Genomic DNA, 21,256 nt, shown 5'->3' on the forward strand with positions numbered 1-21,256 from the left:
CAGGTCCCTAAATCCCCGGGGAACCGGGTGGACGGCCCCAGATACCCGTAACGTGTAACACCGTCGCAACATGTGGTTGACGGCTGAGCAATACCGCGCCGCTACCGTGTGATGTGTAGCCGCGCCTGTCGCACCACGATGGGTATTGACCAAGGAGTCTAAAAAGGTGTTCAAATCCCCCGAAGAGGTCCTCGCCTATATCAAGAATGAGGACATCGAATACGTCGATATCCGCTTTTGCGATGTGCCCGGGGTCATGCAGCACTTCTCGCTCCCCGCGAAGGCCTTCACCGAGGACGTGTTCGTCGACGGCCTCGCATTCGACGGTTCCTCCGTCCGTGGCTTTCAGTCGATCCACGAGTCCGACATGCAGCTGATGCCCGACGTCACCACTGCGACGGTCGACCAGTTCCGCTCGGCCAAGACGCTGAACATGAACTTCTTCGTCCACGACCCGTTCACGCGTGAGGCGTACAGCCGCGACCCGCGCAACGTCGCCCGCAAGGCGGAGGAGTACCTGAAGAGCACCGGCATCGCCGACACCTGCTTCTTCGGCGCGGAAGCCGAGTTCTACATCTTCGACTCCGTGCAGTTCGACTCGTCGGTGAACAGCAGCTCCTATAAGGTCGACTCCTCGGCCGGCTGGTGGAACACCGGCAAGGCCACCGAGGCCGACGGCAGCCCGAACCTGGGCTATAAGGTCCGCATGAAGGGCGGCTACTTCCCCGTCGCCCCGTACGATCACTTCGTCGACCTGCGCGACCAAATGTCCACGAACCTGACCAACGCGGGCTTCGAGCTCGAGCGCCTGCACCACGAGGTCGGCACCGGCGGCCAGCAGGAGATCAACTACAAGTTCAACACGCTGCTCGCCGCGGCGGACGAGCTGATGCTGTTCAAATACATCATCAAGAACACCGCCTGGCAGGCCGGCAAGACCGTCACCTTCATGCCCAAGCCCCTGTTCGGCGACAACGGCTCCGGCATGCACGCGCACCAGTCCCTGTGGAAGGACGGCAAGCCCCTCTTCCATGACGAGTCCGGCTACGCGGGCCTGTCCGACATGGCGCGCCACTACATCGGCGGCATTCTGAAACACGCGCCGTCGCTGCTGGCGTTCACCAACCCGACGATCAACTCGTATAAGCGGCTGGTGCCCGGCTACGAGGCACCGATCAACCTGGTGTACTCGCAGCGCAACCGCTCCGCCTGCGTGCGCATCCCGATCACGGGCAGCAACCCCAAGGCCAAGCGCATCGAGTTCCGCTCGCCCGACTCCTCCGGCAACCCGTACCTGGCGTTCGCCGCGATGATGATGGCTGGCATCGACGGCGTCCGCAACAAGATCGAGCCCGCGGACCCCATCGACAAGGACCTCTACGAGCTTCCCCCGGAGGAGGCCGCGAACGTCGCCCAGGCCCCAACCTCGCTCAAGGACGTCATCGACAACCTCGAGCGCGACCACGACTACCTCACCGAGGGCGGCGTGTTCACCACCGACTTGATCGAGAAGTGGATCGAGATCAAGCGCGAGGAGGAGATCGCCCCGATCAACCTGCGCCCGCACCCGTACGAGTTCGACCTGTACTACGACTGCTAGTCAGCAGTTAGAGCTAGGCGGCGCAAGACCGCAACGCGACCGACGATGTTGAGGCATTCCTCGAGTAGGGGCCTCAACAACGTCGGTCGCGTTGTCGGTGGACGTACCCACGAAGGCCAATGCGCCACGGGACGGTCGTGCGACTCGATAGCATTCGGGCGTGTCGATACAAGGTGATCCAGGTCAGAGCCCGGGAGACGGAGACGTCTCCGCCCCACCCGCAGTCAACGAGCGCACGGCGGGCTCCCTCGCGCGGCGGCTGATCGGCCTTGGGGCCGTCGTCGTGCTGCTGCTCGTCGCCTTGTGGTCGGTGCTGAGCCTGCAACCGCCCGATCCCAAGGGCACTGACGCCCCAGCCGACACGTTCAGCGCCGGGCGGGCGATGGCGACCGTCGACCAGATGGCGGTCAAGGCCCACCCCACCGGCAGCGCCGCGAACGACGCGGTCCGCGAGCGCCTGGTCGCGGACCTCACCGCGCTGGGGCTCGACCCGCAGGTGCGGCCCGCGCTGAGCTTCGACGTCGACGCCCACGACGACATCGATGTCACCAACGCGCAGAACATCGTGGCCGTCATCGAGGGCTCGGACTCGACGGGCCGGCTGTTCCTCGCCGCACACTACGACTCCGCGCAGGTCTCCCCCGGCGCCGGCGACGATGCCTCTGGAGTGGGCTCGATCCTCGAGATCGCCCGCGCCCTCACGGCGGGGCCGACGCCCCGCAACGACGTCGTCCTCCTGCTCACCGACGCGGAGGAGGCGGGCACGCTCGGCTCGGAGGGCTTCGCGCACTCCGACCCGCTGGCCGCGGATGGCGGGGTAATCCTCAACTTCGAGGCCCGTGGCTCGCGCGGCCCGGTGGTGATGTTCGAGACCTCGGATGGCAACGCGGACCTCGCGCGGCTCTACGGCGCCAACGCGCCGCACCCTGTGGCGACCAGCGCGGCCGTAGAGGTCTATCGCAAACTCCGCAACAACACCGACTTCACCTCATTCCTCCAGGAGGGCGGCTTCACCGGGCTCAACTCCGCCTACTTCGACGGGGCGGCGGTCTACCACACCCCGCAGGACACGCCGGCCCGTCTAGACCAGGGCAGCCTGCAGATGATGGGCGCCAACGGCCTCGCGCTGACCCGCGCGCTCGCCGACGCGGACCTCGGCACCTACGCGCACGAGTCCGCCAACGACGCGACCTACTTTCCCGTGCTCGGCTCGCTGGCGCGCTACCCCGGCTGGCTCGTCTGGCCGCTCGCGGCGCTCGCGGTCGTCGCCGTCGCCGGGTTCGGCGCCCTCGCCCGGATCCGGGCGGAGACGACGGCCCCGCGCCTCGCCATCGGGTGGGTGGCCGCGCTGATTCCGCTGGTGCTCGCACCGCTGGCCGCACAACTGCTGTGGTGGCTGCTCGCCGCGATCCGACCCGGCTACGCCCAGAGCCTCGACCTGTGGCGGCCCGGCTGGTTCCGACTCGGCGTCGTCGCGCTGGTGGTCGCCGTATTCCTCGCGTGGGTCGCCGTGCTGCGGCGCCGGCTGGGGACCCTGCCGCTGGTGTTCGGCGCCCTGCTGTGGCTGGCCATCCTCGGGATCGTTCTGGCTGCCGTCGCGCCTGGCGCCTCCTATCTGACGACGTTGCCCGCGCTGGTCGGCGCCGGCGCGGCCATCCTCGCGCTGCTCGCACGCCAGCCTGCGGTCACGGCACTCGCCGCCCTCGTCGGCTCGGTCTTCGCGGTGCTCGTGCTGGCCCCGGCGATCGCGCTGTTCTTCCCGTCGCTCGGCATGTCGATGTCCGCGGTCACCGCGGTCATCGTCGTACTGCTGTGCTTCGCGATCTTGCCGGTGCTCGACCTGCTGTTCCCCGCCCCGCTGACAGCCGACCCGGACACCCGCGACCAGCGCCCGGCCCGGCTCGGCGCCGCCGCGGTCCCGATCACGGCGCTCGGCGCGGCCATCGTCCTCGTCGCGGTCGGGCTGTTCGTCGACACCTTCGACGCAGAGCACCCGGAGCCGGCCCACCTCATGTACGCCATGGACGCCGACACCCGGACAGCGCAGTGGGTCAGTGAGAGCTCCCCGAGCCGCTACACCGAGCAGTACCTCGACGGTCGTGCGGACATCTCCCAGGGCTTCCCGTTTATCGACGGGGAGGTCGAAGTCGGCCCCGCAGAGCCCGCCGAGTTGCCGCCCCCGACCATCACCGTCCTCACAGACACGGCGACCGCCGACGGCCGTGAGGTGACCGTCCGCGTCCAGCCGCAGCGGCCCGTCCGGCTCGTCACGCTGGGCGTGACCACCGACGGGACCATCGAGTCCGCGACGGTGCAGGGCCGCGCGCTGCCCGACGACGCGATGGGCCACGGCAGCAGCGTCGTCACCTTCCACGCGCCACCCGCCGAGGGCGTGGAGATGGTCTTCACGCTCACCGGGGACGGCCCCGTCCGGCTGCGCGCCGTCGACGGCAGCGACGGGCTGTCCGCGCTGCCCGGCTACCAGCCGCTGCCTGCGGACGTCGACATCGCCGGCACGCACAGCTCCGACCTGCTGATGGTCGCCACCGAGCAGGGGCTGCCCGCGGTCCCCCGGTAGACACCCCGGATTCGGTCCGACTCGCCCCGGTACCGCGCAGCGGGGATGATCTGACGGACACATGGAGGTAGTCGAATGACAATCGAGAAGCTGGGGCCGCGGCTGCTGAGCTGGGCCTCGCAGCTGGACGAGACCACCCGCGCGCAGGCGGAGCAGACCGCGCGAATGCCTTTCGTGCACCCGCACGTCGCGCTCATGCCCGACGCGCATGCCGGCAAGGGCTCCGCCGTCGGCACCGTGATCCCCACCCGCGCCGCCGTGATCCCGGCGGCGGTGGGCGTGGATATCGGCTGCGGCATGATCGCGGTGCGGACGCAATTCACCAAGCCCGACGTCGACGCCGTCCGCGGGTCGCTGGCCGGTCTGCGTAGCCAGCTCGAGGCAGCCATCCCCCTCTCGCCCGGCAACTACAACCACACCGAGTCCCTGGACCGCTGGCACGCCCGGCCGAAGATCGCCGAGTTGGAGGCGCTCGCAGAGGCCGAGGGCGTGGATCTGGCCCACTCGCCGAAGTGGCGCGAGCAGCTGGGCAGCCTCGGCGGCGGCAACCACTTCATCGAGCTGTGCCTGGACGAGGGCGACCGGGTGTGGCTGTTCCTGCACTCGGGCAGCCGGGGCGTGGGCAACAAGATCGCCCAGAAGCACATCGCGATCGCGCAGAAGCTGTGCAGGACATGGCATATCGAGCTGCCGAACCGAGACCTCGCCTACCTACCCGAGGGGATCGATGAGTTCGACACATATATCCGCGAGCTCGGCTGGGCCCAGCGCTTCGCATTCCTGAACCGGGCCGAGATGATGGACCGCTTCGCGGAGGTACTCGGCGAATGGATCGGCAGCGCGGTCCACGAGGAGGAGCGGATCAACTGCCATCACAACTACACCGAGCAGGAGCGCCACCACGGTGAGACACTGTGGATCACCCGCAAGGGCGCCATCGCCGCCCATGAGGGGACGGCCGGGGTGATCCCGGGCAGCATGGGCACCCGCTCGTATGTGGTCACCGGCAGGGGCTCCAAGGCCGGGCTGTCCTCCGCCCCGCATGGCGCCGGCCGACGCTACTCGCGCACGGAGGCCCGCCGCCGGTTCACCGCCGACGACCTCGCCGCCCGAATGACGGGGATCGAGTACCGCCACGGCGAGGAGTGGGTCGACGAGATCCCAGACGCGTACAAGGACATCGACCAGGTGCTGGCCGACGCCGCCGATCTCGTCGAGGTCCGGCACACGTTGCGCCAGATCCTCAACGTGAAGGGGACGTGACTCAGCCCTGGGGCACCAGCACACAGCGAGTGCCCGAGTAGATCGTCGGCATGCACTTGTTGCAGTGGATGCACAGCGACTCGGTGGCGGCGTCCGCCGCGATCTTGTTGATCAGGTCCGGCTCGCGCAGCAGCGCCCGGCCCATCGCGACGAAGTCGAAGCCCTCCGCCATCGCCAGGTCCATGCCCGCACGGTCGGTGATGCCGCCGAGCAGCACCAGCGGCATCTTCACGGCCGCCCGGAACTGCCGGGCGCTCTCGAGCATGTACGCCGGCTCGTAGGGGTAGGTGCGCAGGAAGAAGCGGCCGACGGCCTGCAGGCCCAGCTTCGTCGGCTGCGGGAAGGTCGCCGCGAACTCCTTCATCGGGACATCCCCGCGGAACAGGTACATCGGGTTCTTCAGCGAGCTGCCGCACGTCAGCTCCAGCGCGTCGAGCGAGCCGTCCTGCTCGAGCCACTGGGCCACCGCCATGGACTCCTCCAGCCAGAAGCCGCCCGGCACGCCGTCGTCCATGTTCAGCTTCGCGAGGATCGCGATCTCGGCGCCCACCTCGGCGCGGACAGCGGCGGCGACCTCGCGGGCCACGCGCGCCCGGTTTGCTAGCGAGCCGCCGTACTCGTCCTTGCGGCGATTGAGCTTGGGGCTCAGGAAGGCGCTGGTGAAGTAGTTGTGGCCGAAGTGGATCTCGACGGCGTCGAACCCGGACTCCACCGCGTGCCGGGCCGCGCGGGCGTGGTCGGCGGTGATCCGGGCGATGTCCGCCTTGGTGGCAGAGCGGGTCAGCATCATGCTCAGCGGGCTGATCTGGGCACTGGGGGCGAGGGCTGTGCGCCGGTTCGACTTCGCGTTGGCGACGGGGCCCGCGTGCCCGATCTGGGCCGAGGCCTTGGCCCCCTCCGCGTGGACTGCGTCGGTCAGCCGCCGCAGCCCGGGCACCGCCTCCGGCCGCATGTAGATCTGGTGGCGGTCGGTGCGCCCCTCCGGGGAGGCCGCGCAGTAGGCGACCGTTGTCATGCCCGCCCCGCCGGCTGCGACGGCGCGGTGGAACTCGATCAGCTCGTCGGTGACCAGCGCGTCGGGCGTCACGCCCTCGAAGGTGGCCGCCTTGATAATGCGGTTGCGGAGGGTGATAGGGCCGAGTGTGGCCGGGGCGAGGATGTCGGGGGTGGGCATGGGCTTGACACTACTAGAACTGGAACACGTTCTAAAGGGTGCGGGCGCCCTGGATTACAGTCCGAGGCATCGCACGCACCGACACAGGAGGCACGCAGTGGCTATGAACACGCCGCAGAATAATGGGTCGCACACCGGGCCCGATACCGACACCAGCCCGCTCCGGGTGGTCGCACGCTATCTCGACGCGCTGAACGATGGTCGCCTCGAGGAGGCGATGGCCCTGGTCGCCAAAGACATCGTGTACACCAACGTCTCGCTGCCGACGATCCACGGCCGCCGGCGGGTGGCCAAGCTGCTCTCCTTGTTCAACCACGACTGGCTGGACTTCGGCGTCGTCACGCACCGGATCGCCGAGAACGGCACGGCGGTCTTGACCGAGCGCCACGACGCCCTGACCCTCGGCCCGCTCCGCTTCCAGTTCTGGGTGTGCGGCACGTTCGAGGTGGTCGACGGTCAGATTGTGCTGTGGCGGGACTACTTCGACTACTTCAACATGGTCAAGGCCAGCGGCCGGGCGATCGCGGGGGCCGTCATCCCCGCGCTGCGCCCCCGCTTCCCGGACCGCTAACCAAGACAGCCCCACCGCCAGCTGGCCCAAATATCCGAACAATGGTCCCTTTCGTCACGTTCGGGTAACGGAACACGCGCTTTTCGCCCCTTCACCAAGCGGGAGTACCGCCGCTCGGGGCATGGTTGACGAAGCTCGTCGGTAGCTTGCCGACCAGGAAGGACCTGAGCGTGCTTCAAGATCTGTGGGACTTTGTCTCGACTCGAAGAAAACAGCTCGCGATCGATTCCTATCTGCATGTCAGCGCGGTGGTCCAATGCGTGATCATCGCGACCGTGATCGCGGTGATTATCGGGATCCTCGTCTATCGCAGCCCGGTCGGCTCCGCCCTTGCGACCGCCCTGGCGAGCAGTATCTTGACCATCCCGTCGTTCGCGCTGTTGGGCATCTTGATCCCGGTCGTAGGCCTGGGTGTGCCGCCGACCGTTATCGCCCTGACCCTCTACGCGCTGCTGCCGATCATCCGCAACACGATCGTCGGCCTGGACGCGGTGGACCCTGGGACCACCGATGCGGCAAAGGGCATCGGGATGAGCCGGCTCCACGTGCTCCGCACGATCGAGCTACCGCTGGCGTGGCCCTCGATCCTGACCGGGATGCGGGTGAGCACCCAGATGAGCATGGGCATCCTCGCCATCGCCGCGTACGCGAAGGGCCCCGGGCTCGGCAACCTGATCTTCTCCGGCTTCGCCCGCGTCGGCAGCCCCACCGCCGTGCCCCAGGCCCTGACCGGCACCGTGCTCATCGTCATCCTCGCGCTGATCTTGGACGGACTCTTCATCCTCATCGGCAAAGCCACGACCTCGAAGGGGCTCCATGTCTGAGCACGAGACCATCAACCAGCCCGAACGAGTGATCTCCGGCGTCGAGATCGTGCTCGACGAGGTGACCAAGCGTTACTCCGGCTCGAAGCTGCCGGCCGTCGACAAGGTCTCGATGACCATCCCCGCCGGCGAGATCGTCGTGTTCGTCGGCCCGTCGGGCTGTGGCAAGACCACGACGATGCGCATGATCAACCGGCTCATCGAGCCCACCTCCGGCCGCATCACCATCGGCGGCGAGGACGCCCTGTCGATCAAGCCCGACAAGCTGCGCCGCGGCATCGGCTACTCCATCCAGCAGTCCGGGCTGTTCCCGCACATGACCATCGCGCAGAACGTGGGCATGGTCCCGGGGCTCGTCGGCTGGAACAAGAAGAAGATCAACGACCGGGTGGACGAGATGCTGGACTTGGTGGGCCTGGACCCCGACCAGTACCGCGGCCGGTACCCGCGCCAGCTCTCCGGCGGCCAGCAGCAGCGCGTCGGCGTGGCCCGCGCGCTGGCCGCAGACCCGCCGGTACTGCTGATGGACGAGCCGTTCGGCGCGGTGGACCCGATCACCCGAGGGCTGCTGCAGGATGAGTTGCTGCGCCTGCAAACCGAATTGGGCAAGACCATCGTGTTCGTCACCCACGACTTTTCCGAGGCCGTCAAGCTGGGCGACCGCATCGCGGTGCTCGGCGACCAGTCGAAGATCCTCCAGTACGACACCCCCGAGGCCGTCCTCGCGAACCCCGCGGACGACACCGTCGCCGGATTTATCGGCTCCGGCGCGTCGCTGCAGCAGCTCACCCTGCTGCGGGTGCGTGACGTCGACCTGGCCACCTGCCCGACGGCCCACGAGTCCGACACCCCCGACAAGCTGCGCGCCACGCTCACCCCCCGCCCGCGATCGTGGGGGTTGGTGCTCGACGACCGCGATCGCCCGCTGCGCTGGGTCAACTCCCGCCACCTCGCCGGCGTGAACTCCTTGCGCAACGTCGGCGATCCCATCGGCGAGGTCGTCAGCACCCAGTCCACACTGCAGGACGCGCTCGAGGCGCTTCTGGCCGCGCGCAGCGCGTCGACCGTGGTGACCGGCTCCCGCGGCCAGTATGTGGGCCTGATCAGCATCGACACACTCGTCGGTACCATCCGCTCCCTCCGCGAGGCGCACGAGGACGATCATCTCGATTCGGACGACACCACCGAGACCGCCGCGCCGGAAGTTCTCGACAGCTCGACCGGGGCAACCTCATGACCGTCATCATGGAGCTCGAGGGGGGCGCCGCTCCCACCCAGAGCTACGCCAAGAGCTCGGCGGCCGTCGAGTGGGCGAAGCTCCTCATCCAGCCGGCCGTGGCGCTGCTCCTCGCCGCCGGCGTCCTGATCTGGGCGTTCGGCTTCACGGAGCTGAACGACACCCAGCGCGAGACCCTCAACGCGTCCGAATTGACGTCGCGGATCGGCCAGCACGTGGCGATCACGGCCGTCGTGACGATCATCGTCCTGGCCGTCGCGGTGCCCCTGGGTATCCTGGTGACCCGCAAGGGCTTCCGCAAGCTCTCCCCCATCTTGATCGGCATCGGCAACATCGGGCAGTCCTCGCCGGCCATCGGCCTGCTGGTGCTGCTGTTCCTGTGGACCGGCAAGACCGGCTTCTGGATCGGTGTGCTGCCCATCGCCTTCTACGCCCTGCTGCCGGTGCTCCGAAACACGATGCTGGGCATCGAGTCCGTGGAGCCCTCGCTGCTCGACGCCGGCCTTGGCCAGGGCATGACCTCGATGACGGTGCTGCGCCGCGTCGAATTTCCCCTCGCCGTGCCGTTCATCCTCGCCGGCCTGCGCACCTCCCTGGTGCTCGCCGTGGGCACCGCCACCCTGTGCTTCCTGGTGGGCGCGGGCGGCCTGGGCGTGCTCATCGACACCGGCTACAAGCTCCGCGACAATCCCACCCTGTACGTGGGCGCGGCCCTCGCCGTGGCGCTCGCCCTGTTCATCGACTGGCTGGGGGCGCTCGCCGAGCGCTACCTCGGGCCGAAGGGACTCCGCTGATGCGCCCGTTGACGACCCTTTCCCGAACCAGGCGGATCACCGCCGTCCTGGCCGCCGGGATGTGTGCCGCGCTGTTGGCATCGTGCGGGCTGCAGTCAGGCTCCGCCCTGCCGCTGAGTGTCGACCCCGGCAGCATCGTCCCCGTCGAGGGGTTGGAGGGCGCTTCGCTGACCGTCGGCTCCAAGGACTTCACCGAGAACATCGTGCTCGGCTATATCACCGCCTTCGCCCTCTCCGCCGCCGGAGCGGATGTGCGGGACATGACAAACATCCAGGGCTCCAACAGCGCGCGCGACGCCATGCTCGCCGGGCAGGTCGACGTCTACGTCGAGTACACCGGCACCGGCTGGATAAACTACCTGCACAACGAGCAACCCATCAAGGACTCCACCGAGCAGTTCGACGCGGTCCGCGACCAAGACCTCAAGGTCAACGACGTCGTGTGGGTGGATCCCGCGCCCCTGGACAACACCTACGCGATCGCCACGAACCAGGCCACCGCGGCGGAGACCGGCGTCAAAACAGTCTCCGACTATGCGGCGTTGATCACCGCGAACCCGGGCAAGTACTCCACCTGCCTGGAGACGGAGTTCAACAGCCGCCAGGACGGCTATCCCGGCATGGCCGCTGCCTACGGGTTCAACCCCGACGCCACCGACAAGAAGATCCTGCAGACCGGCATCATCTACCAGGCGACGGCCGCTGGCAGCGAGTGCCAGTTTGGCGAGGTCTTCACCACCGACGGCCGCATCAAGGGCCTCGACCTGGTGGTGCTCGAGGACGACAAGTCCTTCTTCCCGCACTACAACGCCGCGCTCACGATGCTGAGCAAGACCAACGACGCGTATCCGCAGATCGCAACGGTCCTGAAGCCGGTCATGGCCAAGATCACCAGCGACGAGATCGCCGCGATGAATACCCGCGTGGACGTCGACGGCATCGAGCCCTCCGACGTGGCCCGCGAATGGCTCGCCGACAACGGCTTCGTCACCATCCCCTAGATCTCGCCCTCGCCCCGCTCGACCTCGCCCCCGTATCTTGACCTCGCTGACGTTACAACAGGGGCCAGGTCAAGATACGGGGGCGAGGCGCGGGAAGGCCGGTCGGCGCTCAGCCGAAGACCTGCTCCACCACGGCCTTCGCCCGCCGCGTGACCCGCAGGTAGTGGTCCAGGAATCCACCGTCGTCCGGCCCGCGCCAACCCGCCGCGAAGGCAACCGCCTGCAATTGCGCGCCGGGACCGGGCAGTTGGTCGCTGGGCTTGCCGCGCACCAGCACCAGGGCGTTGCGGGCTCGGGTGGCCAGCAGCCAGGACTCCCGCAGCAGCGCCACGTCCTCATGGCCTAGCAGGCCCAATTCCCCGATAGCGTCGAGGGATTCGAGGGTGGACGTGTTGTGCAGCGCCGGATGCTCGTGGCCGAACTGCAGCTGGATCAGCTGCACGGTCCACTCGATATCGACCAGCCCGCCGCGGCCCAACTTCGTGTGGGTGGCGGGGTCGGCGCCGCGCGGCAGCCGCTCGGCGTCGATGCGCACCTTCATCAGCCGGATCTCGCGCACCGTCGCCGGATCGATGCCGCCCGCGGGGTAGCGCACGCGGTCGATCATATGCAGGAAGCGCAGGCCCAGTTCCACGTCGCCGGCGACGGTGGTGGCCCGCAACAGCGCCTGAATCTCCCAGGGCTGCGCCCACTTCGCGTAGTAGGCGGTGTAGGAGTTCAAGGTGCGCACCAGCGGGCCGCTGCGCCCCTCGGGCCGCAAATCGGCGTCGACCTCCAGGGGCGGGTCGACACTGGCGCCGCCAAGGACCTTGCGGACCCGCTCGGCGATCTCGATGGACCAGCGCACCGCGGCGGCCTCGGACTCCTGCGACAATGTGTCCCCGGCGGAGCCTTCCCGGCCGGGCTCGCAGACGAACAACACGTCCGCATCGGAGCCGTAGCCCAGCTCCCAGCCGCCCAAGCGGCCCATCCCGATGACGGTGATCCGCGCCGGGGCCGGCTCGCCCCGCTCCGCGACGGACGCCCGGATGACCGCCTGCAGCGCGGCCTCGAGCACCGCGGCCCACACCGTCGACAGCGCCCGGCACACCTGCGGCACATCCAACATGCCCAGCAGGTCGGCGGAGGCGACGCGGGCGAGCTCGTGGCGACGCAGCGAGCGGGCCGCAGCGACCGCCCGCGCGGGGTCGGCGTAGCGCGCGGCGGAGGTCAGCAGGCCCTTGGCGACGTCATCGGGGTCGATCGCCGTCAGCTTCGGTCCCGTGGCGCCGTCCGCGTACAGGCGCATGACCTCGGGCGAGCTCAGCAGCAGGTCCGGCACGTAGGCCGAGGAGCCCAGGACCATCATGAGCCGCTGGGCCAGCGCCCCCTCATCGCGCAGCGTCCGCAAATACCAGGTCTGCTCGGTCATCTCCTCGGAGATCCGCCGGTAGGCCAGCAGCCCTCCGTCGGGGTTGGGGGTCTCCCCCAGCCACGCCAGCAGAGTCGGCAGCAGCAGCGCCTGAATCCGGCCCTTGCGAGTGGCCCCCCTGGTGAGAGCGGTGAGGTGCCCGATGGCATTGCGCGGGGACATATAGCCGAGCGCCGCGAGCTGGCGCTCGGCTGCCTGGGGACTCAATTGCAGTGCGTCCGAATCGATCTGGGTGACCGACTCCAGCAGCGGGCGGTAGAAGAGCTTCACGTGCAGGCGGCGGATCCGCCGGGAGTTCTGCCGGAGCTCATCCTGCAGCACCCGCACCGCGTCGCGCCGGTGGTCCGGGCGGATGTGCGCAGCGCGGGCGAGCCAGCGCAGGCCCTCGGTGTCCTCCGGCGCCGGCAACGTGTGGGTGCGCTGCAGCCGCTGCAGCTGCAGGCGATGCTCGAGCAGGCGGAGGAACTCGTAGGACTCGGTGAACTTCGCGGCGTCGTCGCGGCCCACATAGCCGCCGGCCGCCAGCTGCGCGAGGGCCCGCACCGTGGACTTCGAGTGCAGCGACTCGTCCGCGCGCCCGTGCACCATCTGCAACAGCTGCACCGCGAACTCCACATCGCGCAGGCTGCCGTGGCCGAGTTTGAGCTCACGCGCCCGCATGTCCAGCGGCACCAGCTGCTCTACCCGTCGGCGCATGGCTTGGACCTCGGGCACGAAATCATCGCGCTGGGACGCCGTCCACACCAGCGGACTGAGCTGGTCCACATACTCTTGGCCCAGCGCCATGTCCCCGGCCATCGGCCGCGCCTTGAGCAGGGCCTGGAACTCCCAGGTCTTGGCCCAGCGATCGTAGTAGGCCAGGTGCGAGTCGAGAGTGCGCACCAGGACGCCGCTCTTGCCCTCGGGCCGCAGGCCCGCGTCGACGTCGAAGAAGGCACTCGAGCCGACCCTCATCATCTCGCCCGCGACGCGCGCCGCCATGGAGTCGGCGGGCTCCGCGACGAAGACCACGTCCACGTCGGAGACGTAGTTGAGCTCGCGCGCCCCGCACTTGCCCATCGCGACCACGGCCAGGCGCAAGTCGCTGGACTCATCCGCGGCCCCCTCTGGCACAACCGTGGCCACGGCCACCGCGAGCGCCGCCGTCAGCGCGGCGTCCGCGAGGTCCGACAGATGCACGCCCACCGAGCGGAACTCCAGCTCCGGCTCGTTCTCGACTGTCATGGCCAGGTCCCCGGCGGCCAGCAGCAGGAGGTGGTCCCGGTAGCGCAGGCGCAGGCGCATGATCGCCTCGGGGCCGATGATCGCCGCGCGGTGCACCGACTCCGAGACCCTCGTCGCCTCCACCTGTGCCAGGAGGTCCTCGATCAGGCTCTCCCGGCCCGGCAGCACGTCGGCGTCCGCGAGCACCCGCCACAGCTGCGGGCGCAGCACCAGATGGTCGCCCAGCGCAGTGGAGGAGCCGAGAACCGAGATCAGCCGGGCGCGCAGCCGGATGCTCGAGCGCAACTGCTGGTCCAGCTCGGGCCAACCGTCGCCCAGTGCGTCGCGCACCCGCACCAGGGTGCGCAGCGCGAGGTCTGCGTCGGGTGCGCGAGACAGCGCCCAGAGCAGCGCGACGTCCGAAGCTCCAGTCCAGCCCAGGCTCGCCAGCTCCGCAGCGGCGGTCGGCTCGATCAGCCCCAGCCGCCCCGGGCCGGGGACAGCGCTGCGTGCGGGCGGGCGCATCGTCACAGCCCCAGGTAGTTCTCGACCTCATAGGCCGTGACCTGGCCGCGGTATTCCTCCCACTCGTGACGCTTGTTGCGCAGAAAGAAGTCGAACACGTGCTCGCCGAGCGCCTCCGCGACCAACTCCGAGTGCTCCATCTCCCGCAGTGCGTCGCCCAGCGAGGTCGGCAGCTCCTTATAGCCCATCGCCCGACGCTCCTGCGCGGTGAGCGACCACACGTCGTCCTCCGCCTCCGGCGGCAGCTCGTAGCCCTCCTCGATGCCCTTGAGCCCGGCTGCGAGAAGCACCGCGAACGTCAGGTATGGATTGCATGCCGAGTCGGGGGTGCGGATCTCGACGCGCCGCGACGACGCCTTATTCGGTGTGTACAGCGGCAGGCGCACCAGCGCGGAGCGGTTGGCCCGGCCCCACGACGCGGCCGTCGGGGCCTCGCCGCCGTGGATGAGCCGCTTATAGGAGTTGACCCACTGGTTGGTGACCGCGCTGATCTCCGGCGCGTGCTCGAGGATGCCGGCGACGAACGACCGGCCGGTGGTGGAGAGCTGGAGCGGGTCGTCTGCGTCGTGGAAGGCGTTGTTCTCGCCCTCGAACAGGCTCATGTGGGTGTGCATCGCAGAGCCCGCGTACTCGGTGAACGGCTTGGGCATGAATGTCGCCCGCACGCCCTCCTGCATCGCGACCTGCTTGATCAGGTAGCGGAAGGTCATGACGTTGTCCGCCATGGACAGGGCGTCGGCGTACCGCAGGTCGATCTCCTGCTGGCCGGGCGCGGCCTCGTGGTGGCTGAACTCCACCGAGATGCCCATCGACTCCAGCGCGTCGATCGCATGCCGGCGGAAGTTCGGCGCGTGGTCGTGGACCGCCTGGTCGAAGTAGCCGCCGCGGTCGGCCGGGATGGGCCGTTCGTGCTCGTTCAGCTTCGTCTTGAGCAGGAAGAACTCGATCTCCGGGTGGACGTAGCAGCTGAAGCCCGCGTCGCTGGCCTTGCCCAGCTGGCGGCGCAGCACGTGGCGGGGGTCCGACCAGGATGGCGAGCCGCCCGGCATCAGGATGTCGCAGAACATCCGCGCCGCCGGCTGGCTGCCGTCAGCCCCAGCCCACGGCAGCACCTGGAAGGTGGACGGATCCGGCACCGCGACCATATCTGCCTCGGACACGCGGGAGAAGCCCTCGATGGCCGAGCCGTCGAACCCGATGCCCTCCGTGAACGCGCCCTCCAGCTCGGCGGGCGCGATGGCCACGGACTTGAGATAGCCCAGCACGTCGGTGAACCACAACCGGACGAATCGGATGTCGCGCTCTTCGAGGGTGCGCAGCACAAACTCCATTTGACGATCCATGGGCACGAGCCTATTCACTAGACGTTTCCAGTGTGTGACAACACTGCTAGCCCGGGCATGTCTGCTCGTCGGCGGGGACTGTCAGATCCAGCAAATAGGCGTTGATCGCCTCGTCGACGCAGACGTTGCCGAATGTCGCGGTGTGCGAGGTCCCCTCCACCGTGATCAGCGCCGCGCCGAGCAGCTTCGCCAGGTCCACTCCGGCTTGATAGGGCGTGGCCGAGTCCTGGGTGGTGGAAATGACGACCGTGCGCGGTATCTCTGGGATCTCTGGCGTCCAGTTCAGGGTCGCCGGCACCGGCCAGCGGTCGCAGATATCGCGCGGGGTCTGCCCTGTCCCGTGCCCATTGTCGAGGAACGGGGCGGCGGCGCGATAGGCCGCGTCGGTGGCGGCCCGCTCCTCGCCGGTGAAGCCCGGCCTAACGTCGACGCAGCGGATCGCGGTGAACGCGGCGGCAATATTGGACTGGTAGCGGCCATCGTCGTCGCGGCCCTCGTAGATGTCGGCCAGCAGCAGCAGCGAGTCGCCGCGCGCGTCCGCCAGCTCGGCGAGGCCGCTGCGCAGCGTGCCCCACATCGAGGTGCTGTAGAGCGCCTGAATGGTGCCCGTCAACGCGTCGGACTCGCTGAGCCCACGCGGGTCGGTGGTCTGGGCGGGCGCGCCGCGCAGCCCGTCGACCAGTTCCCGATAGCGCGCGACGGCGCGGGCGGGATCATCGCCCAGCGCGCAGTCCGAGACCTGGGCGCAGTCCCGCGCGAACTCGTTGAACGCGTCTTGGAAGCCTGCCCCCTGATTGACCAGCGCGGCCGCGGGATCCTCCGCCGGGTCCACCGCGCCGTCGAGCACCAGCGCCCGCACCCGGCCCGGGAACTCCTGCGCGTAGACGGTCCCCAGCAGCGTGCCGTAGGAGAAGCCGAGGTAGGTCAGCTGCCGATCTCCCAGGGCCGCGCGCAGGATGTCCAGGTCGTGCGCCGCCGACCTCGTGCCCATCGCCGCCAACACACCGGCGCCGGTGTTCGACACGCAGGCGTCGATGAACTCCTGGTCCTGCCCCTCCGCCGCGGCGACCCCGGCCGGGTCCCCCCAGAAGCTGCCCCCGGCCCGCACCGCGTCCATCTCGGCGCCGCCGAGGCACTCGATCCGCGGGGTCGACGCGCCCACCCCGCGGGGGTCGAAGCTCACCACGTCGAAGCCGTCGCCCAGGGGCCCGCGCGCCACGTAGTCCGCCTCGCCCAGCGCCCATTCCAGGCCTGACGCGCCCGGTCCACCCGGATTGACCACCAGGGATCTCTCGGCCGTGGGCTGTCCCGGCGCCTTGATCACGGCGATCTGCGCGGTCGGCCCAGTCGGATCCTCGTAGGCCAAGGGGACGTTCAACCGCGCGCATAGAAAGCCGGCGGCGGCCCGGTCCTGGTAGCTCGCGCTCACGGCGAAGCCGGCGCACGAGCCCCACGCCAGCTCCTGCCCATAGAAGCGCGCGAGATCTGCGGGCGTGTCCTGTCCGCCCACGACCTGGGCGGGGGTTCCGCAGCCCGCCACCGCCACCAGCACCGCGAGCAGCCAGGCCCTCCCCAGGCCTCGTCCCCGTAGTCGCATGCGGGCATCGTGCCATGCACCGGCGCGGAGCCGTGAGTTGCATCACCGGAGCTGGTCGGGAATTTCGCGCGGTGGCAGACTCGTGGGCGTCACCACCCACACCCGGGGACCCGCAGATCGGGCCTCGAGGTCAGAAAGGGACTGAAGATGACCGACACCTCCCCATATGGCGCTGCACCCGAGCAATCGGCTCCGCGCCGCAAGGTCCGCACCCATCATCTGCAGCAGATGAAGGCCGACGGCGAGCGCTGGGCGATGCTCACCGCATACGACTACTCCACCGCCCGCATCTTCGATGAGGCCGGCATCCCTGTGCTGCTGGTCGGCGACTCCGCCGCGAACGTCGTCTACGGCTATGACACGACGCTGCCGGTCAGCTCCGACGAGCTGATCCCCCTCGTGCGCGGCGTCGTCCGCGGCGCGCCCCATGCCCTGGTCGTCGCAGACCTGCCGTTTGGCAGCTACGAGGCCTCCGACGCCCAGGCGCTCGCCACCTCGGCCCGCTTCTGCAAGGAGGGCCTTGCGCACGCCGTCAAGCTCGAGGGCGGCGTCCGAGTCGCCTCCCAGATCACCGCGCTGGTCAACGCCGGCATCCCCGTGATGGCGCACATCGGTTTCACCCCGCAGTCCGTCAACGGGCTCGGCGGCTTCCGGGTGCAGGGCCGCGGCGAGGCCGCGCGCCAGCTCCTCGAGGACGCGCTCGCTGTCCAGGAGGCTGGGGCTTTCTCGGTCGTCATGGAGATGGTCCCCGCGGATGTCGCCGCCGAGGTCACCGCGAAGTTGTCCATCCCCACCGTCGGTATCGGCGCAGGTGCGCAGTGCGACGCCCAGGTGCTGGTCTGGCAGGACATGGCCGGCCTCACCAGCGGCAAGACCGCGAAGTTCGTGCGCCGCTTCGGGGAGGTCGGCCCCGCGCTGTCCGCCGCCGCGGCCGCCTATGCGGACGCGGTCCGCGACGGTAGTTTCCCCGCGCAAGAGCACTCGTTCTAACCACCTCACGGAGGCCCTGATGACCTTTACCCTGCGCAAGACCGCGCTGTCCGCCCTCGCCCTGGCGGCGGCCGGGCTGTTGGCCGCCGGCTGCACCACCGTCGGCGAGTCCACGAACACCGCGAACTCGGGGACCCCGGGGACCTCCGACACCTCCGCCCCGGGGTCTGCGCCCGCGCCGGCCCCGGTGGACGCGCTGCCGTCAGGGATCACGACCGACATGGCCCAGGACCTGTGCAATGACCTCAGCGCGCAGGCCCAGCCCATGCGCACCTACACGGTGACCGTCGGCAAGGTGACGCTCAACGGCACCGTCGGGACCTGGTCCATGCGGCACAACCTCAACCTCGTCGACCTGGCGCAGCACCGCGAGAAGATCGACCAGATCCTCGAGACGCAGTGCCCCGACGTGCGCGCCGAGGTCATCAGCGCGCTCCAGATCCCGGATATCGCGTCGGGCCTGCTCGGCACGTAGGAGCTCAGCCGGCGGAGTACTCGAATCGCACGGTCCGGGTCGTCGGGTCCACCGCCGCCAGCCGGACGGTGATCTGCCGACCCTCCGGCGGGTTTCCCTCGCATGCCGCAATGGTCGGCGGGTCCAGGACGAACACCTCCGCCGGCCGCTTGCCGTCGGCCGCCCGCGTCACCGCCGCCTCGAATGTCTGCCCGACGCGCGGCGCCAGCAGCGTGGCCTCGGTGAGATCCACGCACGCACGCTCCACCTTGCCGGCGACGGCGCCGGTGCTATGCATTGCCCCGCGCACCTCCGCCAGAGCCTCCGTGGCCCAGGCCGGCGCGGGCTCCCCTGCCGAGAGCGCCAGGCAGATCTCCGCGGCGAAGCGGTCGGCGAGCCGGCGCAGCGGCGCCGTCACGTGCGCGTACGGGGCCCCGATGCCGGCATGCTCGGTAAGTTCCGGCGGCGCGCCGTTGAAGGCGGTGTAGTCGGCCCCGCGCAGCAGCCGGGTCGCGGCCATCATCATGGGCAACGTCCGCGGGTCATCGCCCGCCAGAGCGGCGAGCACACGGCCGGCCTGCTCCCCCTCGGGCCAGTCCACGCCCAGCGCGAGCGCCACGGCCCGCAAGTTCGACAGGGCTGACTTCTCCGCGGGCGGCATGGTCCGCAGCAGCCCCACCCCGCCGTCGAGCATCAACTGCCCGGCGCACATCCCGGTCAGCAGGGAGATCTCCGCGTTCCAGTCGTCGAACTCGGTGCGCGGCTCGAGCTGGATGGACCACTGCCCGTCCACCCGCACCACATCCTGCTCCGGCATCCGCAGCTCGATGGCCCCGCGCGCCACGGCCCCCGCCATCCGCAGCGCGCCAATCACCGGCAGCGCCGCAATCGACGGGTGCAACCGGCCCGCCTCGTAATCGGCCTGCACGCCCCGGTAGTCCAGGCGCGCCACGGACCGCACCAGCGCCCGGCGCACGCTCACCGCCGTCGGCTCGCCCTTGCCGTCGAGCTCTATCCGCCACAGCACGCAGGGGCTCACCTGGTCTGGCAGCAGGCTCGAGGACCCCTCGGAGAGCACGCGCGGATGCAGCGGCACGGAGTCGTCGGGCAGGTAGACCGTCTGACCGCGGCGGCGGGTCTCCGCGTCGAGCGCGCCGCCGGGCGTCACCACCGCGCCCAGGTCGGCGATCGCGTAGTGCACCACGAAGCCGTCCCTCGCGGTCTCCAAGAATATGGCCTGGTCGAGGTCCTTCGCGCCGACCGGGTCGATGGTGACCATCGGCAGGTGCGTGCGGTCGTCGCGCGCGGCCGCATACCGGTCGACCGCCTGCCGCGCCTCCGCCAGCGCCTCCTCGGGGTAGTCCGCCGGCAGCTCGAACTCCGCCCGGATCTCGCTGAAATCGATGTCAGCCGTGGAGAAGCGGGGAAGCCTCTCCGAACTCACTCATCCCACCGGGAGTCGGCGTCGTCCGCGGCCTTGTTGCGGGCTCGTGCGATCTCCAGTGCCTGCGCCGCCGCCGCCTCGCTGGGATAGGGGCCCATCCGGTCGAGGCCGCGCGATTCCTTGCCTTGGCGGACGGTGTGGTCGCTCAAGCAGAAGTACCAGTCGTTGTCATCGCTCATGGCAACATTGTGCCCCGTGGGGGGCGGACGAGTCGGTATATAAGCCGGATCCTGTCCCGTGGCCCAGACTTGCGCCTGCGCCACGGTGGCGACCATCCATCTGGACACACCGTCGCCGGGTGCCTCATGCGGTCCACCCGCAGGCTCGGGCGAGCAGCCCTCGAACACCTGCGCAGCGGCACCCCTTCCAGGATGCCGCCTTTGACCTTGCTCCGGGCGGGGTTTACCTAGCCGCCCCAGTCACCTGGGGCGCTGGTGCGCTCTTACCGCACCGTTTCACCCTTACCGGCCTTGCGGCCGGCGGTCTGTTTTCTGTGGCACTGTCCCGCGAGTTACCTCGGGTTGCCGTTAGCAACCGCCCTGCCCTGTGGAGTCCGGACTTTCCTCGACCTGGGCCTGGGCGCATGCGCGCCTGGTCCCCTAAGCCGCGGCCGCCCAACCGACTCGTCCGCGTCGTAAACAATACGGGTTCCATGCACGACGGCATATTCTGGGCCGATGGCCAGATACATCGCGCTGCTGCGCGGGGTGAACGTGGGCGGGATCAACATCACGATGGCGCCGCTGCGCGCCGCGGTGGAGGCGTTGGGCCACGGCCACGTCCGCAGCGTGCTGGCGTCCGGCAACGTGCTGTTCACCAGCGACCGCACCGACGTGGGCGCATTGAAAGCCGAGTTCGAGGCGATGCTGCGCGCCAGGTTCGGCTATGACGCGTGGATTGTCCTCACCGACGCCGACGCGCTACGTGAGGTCGTGGCCGGCTATCCCTTCGATCCCGACCCGCCGGACCGCCAGCCATATGTGCTGTTCAGCTCGAAGCCCCCAGTATTGGCCGAGCTGGCAGCGCTCTCCGACACCATGGACCCGGCTGTCGAGCGGATCGCGGCGGGCCATGGGGTGATCTACTGGGAGGTTCAGCGGGGGCAGACGGTCAGATCCGCCTTCGGCAAAGCCACCGCCCGCGCGCGCTTCAAATCCTCCACCACCACACGGAATCTGCGCACACTCCACAAGCTCCTCGCCTGAGACCCTCGTGGGGCTGTCATCTGTTGTGCAGCTACGCAGCCC

At 69.3% G+C, this 21,256-nt stretch carries 17 protein-coding genes and 1 other RNA gene; 11 read left to right on the plus strand and 7 right to left on the minus strand.

What is annotated here, in order from left to right:
- Positions 1–166: 166 nt before the first annotated feature.
- From glnA (TBIF_RS01920) to TBIF_RS01930, 3 genes are all read left to right on the plus strand, one after another.
- Positions 167–1,600 (plus strand): type I glutamate--ammonia ligase, encoded by a 1,434-nt coding sequence (glnA, locus tag TBIF_RS01920; protein WP_024793195.1) that lies wholly within the window; start codon positions 167–169, stop codon positions 1,598–1,600.
- A gap of 160 nt (positions 1,601–1,760) precedes the next feature.
- Entirely contained in the window at positions 1,761–4,178 is a 2,418-nt protein-coding gene (locus TBIF_RS01925) for a M28 family peptidase (protein ID WP_024793196.1), read from the plus strand.
- 75 nt (positions 4,179–4,253) lie between these two features.
- A complete protein-coding gene (locus tag TBIF_RS01930) occupies positions 4,254–5,441 on the plus strand; it encodes an RtcB family protein (RefSeq protein WP_024793197.1) in 1,188 nt (395 codons plus the stop codon).
- 1 nt (position 5,442) lies between these two features.
- Here TBIF_RS01930 and TBIF_RS01935 read toward each other — a convergent pair whose 3' ends face one another.
- The gene (locus TBIF_RS01935) at positions 5,443–6,615 is read right to left on the minus strand and encodes an NADH:flavin oxidoreductase (RefSeq protein ID WP_024793198.1); all 1,173 of its coding nucleotides are present in this window, start codon (positions 6,613–6,615) and stop codon (positions 5,443–5,445) included.
- Between the two features lie 103 nt (positions 6,616–6,718).
- Between TBIF_RS01935 and TBIF_RS01940 the strand changes: the two genes are divergently transcribed.
- The 5 genes from TBIF_RS01940 (at position 6,719) to TBIF_RS01960 (ending at position 11,042) form a co-directional block, all read left to right on the plus strand.
- A complete protein-coding gene (locus TBIF_RS01940; RefSeq protein ID WP_024793199.1) occupies positions 6,719–7,186 on the plus strand; it encodes a limonene-1,2-epoxide hydrolase family protein in 468 nt (155 codons plus the stop codon).
- Positions 7,187–7,356: 170 nt separating this feature from the next.
- Positions 7,357–8,010 (plus strand): ABC transporter permease, encoded by a 654-nt coding sequence (locus TBIF_RS01945; protein ID WP_024793200.1) that lies wholly within the window; start codon positions 7,357–7,359, stop codon positions 8,008–8,010.
- The gene (locus TBIF_RS01950) at positions 8,003–9,247 is read left to right on the plus strand and encodes an ABC transporter ATP-binding protein (protein WP_024793201.1); all 1,245 of its coding nucleotides are present in this window, start codon (positions 8,003–8,005) and stop codon (positions 9,245–9,247) included. Before TBIF_RS01945 ends, TBIF_RS01950 begins: the two co-directional genes overlap by 8 nt.
- Positions 9,244–10,041, plus strand: a complete 798-nt coding sequence (locus TBIF_RS01955; RefSeq protein WP_235174429.1) for an ABC transporter permease — start codon at positions 9,244–9,246, stop codon at positions 10,039–10,041. Before TBIF_RS01950 ends, TBIF_RS01955 begins: the two co-directional genes overlap by 4 nt.
- Positions 10,041–11,042 (plus strand): glycine betaine ABC transporter substrate-binding protein, encoded by a 1,002-nt coding sequence (locus TBIF_RS01960; RefSeq protein WP_024793203.1) that lies wholly within the window; start codon positions 10,041–10,043, stop codon positions 11,040–11,042. The genes TBIF_RS01955 and TBIF_RS01960 overlap by 1 nt, the downstream gene beginning before the upstream one ends.
- A 109-nt stretch (positions 11,043–11,151) precedes the next feature.
- Here the strand turns inward: TBIF_RS01960 and TBIF_RS01965 are convergent, their stop codons facing one another.
- From TBIF_RS01965 to TBIF_RS01975, 3 genes are read right to left on the minus strand one after another with little or no spacing between them, the layout of a single operon-like run.
- Positions 11,152–14,181: a bifunctional [glutamine synthetase] adenylyltransferase/[glutamine synthetase]-adenylyl-L-tyrosine phosphorylase gene (locus TBIF_RS01965; RefSeq protein WP_038169398.1), complete on the minus strand. Its 3,030-nt coding sequence runs from the start codon at positions 14,179–14,181 to the stop codon at positions 11,152–11,154.
- A gap of 2 nt (positions 14,182–14,183) precedes the next feature.
- Positions 14,184–15,524 carry a type I glutamate--ammonia ligase gene (gene glnA / locus TBIF_RS01970; RefSeq protein WP_024793205.1) on the minus strand — a complete coding sequence of 447 codons (1,341 nt, stop codon included), beginning with the start codon at positions 15,522–15,524 and terminating at the stop codon, positions 14,184–14,186.
- A gap of 46 nt (positions 15,525–15,570) precedes the next feature.
- Positions 15,571–17,121, minus strand: a complete 1,551-nt coding sequence (locus TBIF_RS01975; protein WP_038169400.1) for an alpha/beta hydrolase — start codon at positions 17,119–17,121, stop codon at positions 15,571–15,573.
- 147 nt (positions 17,122–17,268) lie between these two features.
- On the opposite strand from TBIF_RS01975, the gene panB reads away from it, so the two are divergent.
- Together panB and TBIF_RS01985 are read left to right on the plus strand one after the other, a co-directional pair.
- Positions 17,269–18,111 carry a 3-methyl-2-oxobutanoate hydroxymethyltransferase gene (gene panB, locus TBIF_RS01980; RefSeq protein ID WP_024793207.1) on the plus strand — a complete coding sequence of 281 codons (843 nt, stop codon included), beginning with the start codon at positions 17,269–17,271 and terminating at the stop codon, positions 18,109–18,111.
- 19 nt (positions 18,112–18,130) lie between these two features.
- Positions 18,131–18,586 (plus strand): hypothetical protein, encoded by a 456-nt coding sequence (locus tag TBIF_RS01985; RefSeq protein WP_024793208.1) that lies wholly within the window; start codon positions 18,131–18,133, stop codon positions 18,584–18,586.
- Between the two features lie 4 nt (positions 18,587–18,590).
- Here the strand turns inward: TBIF_RS01985 and TBIF_RS01990 are convergent, their stop codons facing one another.
- The 3 genes from TBIF_RS01990 to rnpB form a co-directional block, all read right to left on the minus strand.
- On the minus strand, positions 18,591–20,009 hold the full coding sequence (locus TBIF_RS01990; RefSeq protein WP_024793209.1) for an RNB domain-containing ribonuclease: 1,419 nt from the start codon (positions 20,007–20,009) through the stop codon (positions 18,591–18,593).
- Positions 20,006–20,188: a hypothetical protein gene (locus tag TBIF_RS01995; RefSeq protein WP_024793210.1), complete on the minus strand. Its 183-nt coding sequence runs from the start codon at positions 20,186–20,188 to the stop codon at positions 20,006–20,008. The genes TBIF_RS01990 and TBIF_RS01995 overlap by 4 nt, the downstream gene beginning before the upstream one ends.
- 24 nt (positions 20,189–20,212) lie before the next feature.
- An RNA gene (rnpB, locus tag TBIF_RS24330) (RNase P RNA component class A) lies at positions 20,213–20,635 on the minus strand.
- 51 nt (positions 20,636–20,686) lie between these two features.
- Here rnpB and TBIF_RS02000 point away from each other — a divergent pair.
- Positions 20,687–21,214, plus strand: coding sequence for a DUF1697 domain-containing protein (locus TBIF_RS02000; protein WP_024793211.1), 528 nt, complete (start codon positions 20,687–20,689; stop codon positions 21,212–21,214).
- The last annotated feature ends 42 nt before the right edge of the window (positions 21,215–21,256 follow it).

The sequence above is a fragment of the Tomitella biformata AHU 1821 genome, assembly GCF_000524475.1.
Taxonomy (GTDB): Bacteria; Actinomycetota; Actinomycetes; order Mycobacteriales; family Mycobacteriaceae; genus Tomitella; species Tomitella biformata.

Bases quoted from the DNA above. Each gene is read 5' to 3' on its own strand.
- TBIF_RS01960 (WP_024793203.1), top strand. From the start codon at position 10,041: ATGCGCCCGTTGACGACCCTTTCCCGAACCAGGCGGATCACCGCCGTC.
- panB (WP_024793207.1), top strand. From the start codon at position 17,269: ATGACCGACACCTCCCCATATGGCGCTGCACCCGAGCAATCGGCTCCG.
- TBIF_RS01995 (WP_024793210.1), bottom strand. From the start codon at position 20,188: ATGAGCGATGACAACGACTGGTACTTCTGCTTGAGCGACCACACCGTC.
- TBIF_RS01965 (WP_038169398.1), bottom strand. From the start codon at position 14,181: ATGCGCCCGCCCGCACGCAGCGCTGTCCCCGGCCCGGGGCGGCTGGGG.
- TBIF_RS02000 (WP_024793211.1), top strand. From the start codon at position 20,687: ATGGCCAGATACATCGCGCTGCTGCGCGGGGTGAACGTGGGCGGGATC.
- TBIF_RS01975 (WP_038169400.1), bottom strand. From the start codon at position 17,121: ATGCGACTACGGGGACGAGGCCTGGGGAGGGCCTGGCTGCTCGCGGTG.
- TBIF_RS01950 (WP_024793201.1), top strand. From the start codon at position 8,003: ATGTCTGAGCACGAGACCATCAACCAGCCCGAACGAGTGATCTCCGGC.
- TBIF_RS01930 (WP_024793197.1), top strand. From the start codon at position 4,254: ATGACAATCGAGAAGCTGGGGCCGCGGCTGCTGAGCTGGGCCTCGCAG.
- TBIF_RS01935 (WP_024793198.1), bottom strand. From the start codon at position 6,615: ATGCCCACCCCCGACATCCTCGCCCCGGCCACACTCGGCCCTATCACC.
- TBIF_RS01940 (WP_024793199.1), top strand. From the start codon at position 6,719: ATGAACACGCCGCAGAATAATGGGTCGCACACCGGGCCCGATACCGAC.
- TBIF_RS01955 (WP_235174429.1), top strand. From the start codon at position 9,244: ATGACCGTCATCATGGAGCTCGAGGGGGGCGCCGCTCCCACCCAGAGC.
- glnA (WP_024793205.1), bottom strand. From the start codon at position 15,524: ATGGATCGTCAAATGGAGTTTGTGCTGCGCACCCTCGAAGAGCGCGAC.
- TBIF_RS01985 (WP_024793208.1), top strand. From the start codon at position 18,131: ATGACCTTTACCCTGCGCAAGACCGCGCTGTCCGCCCTCGCCCTGGCG.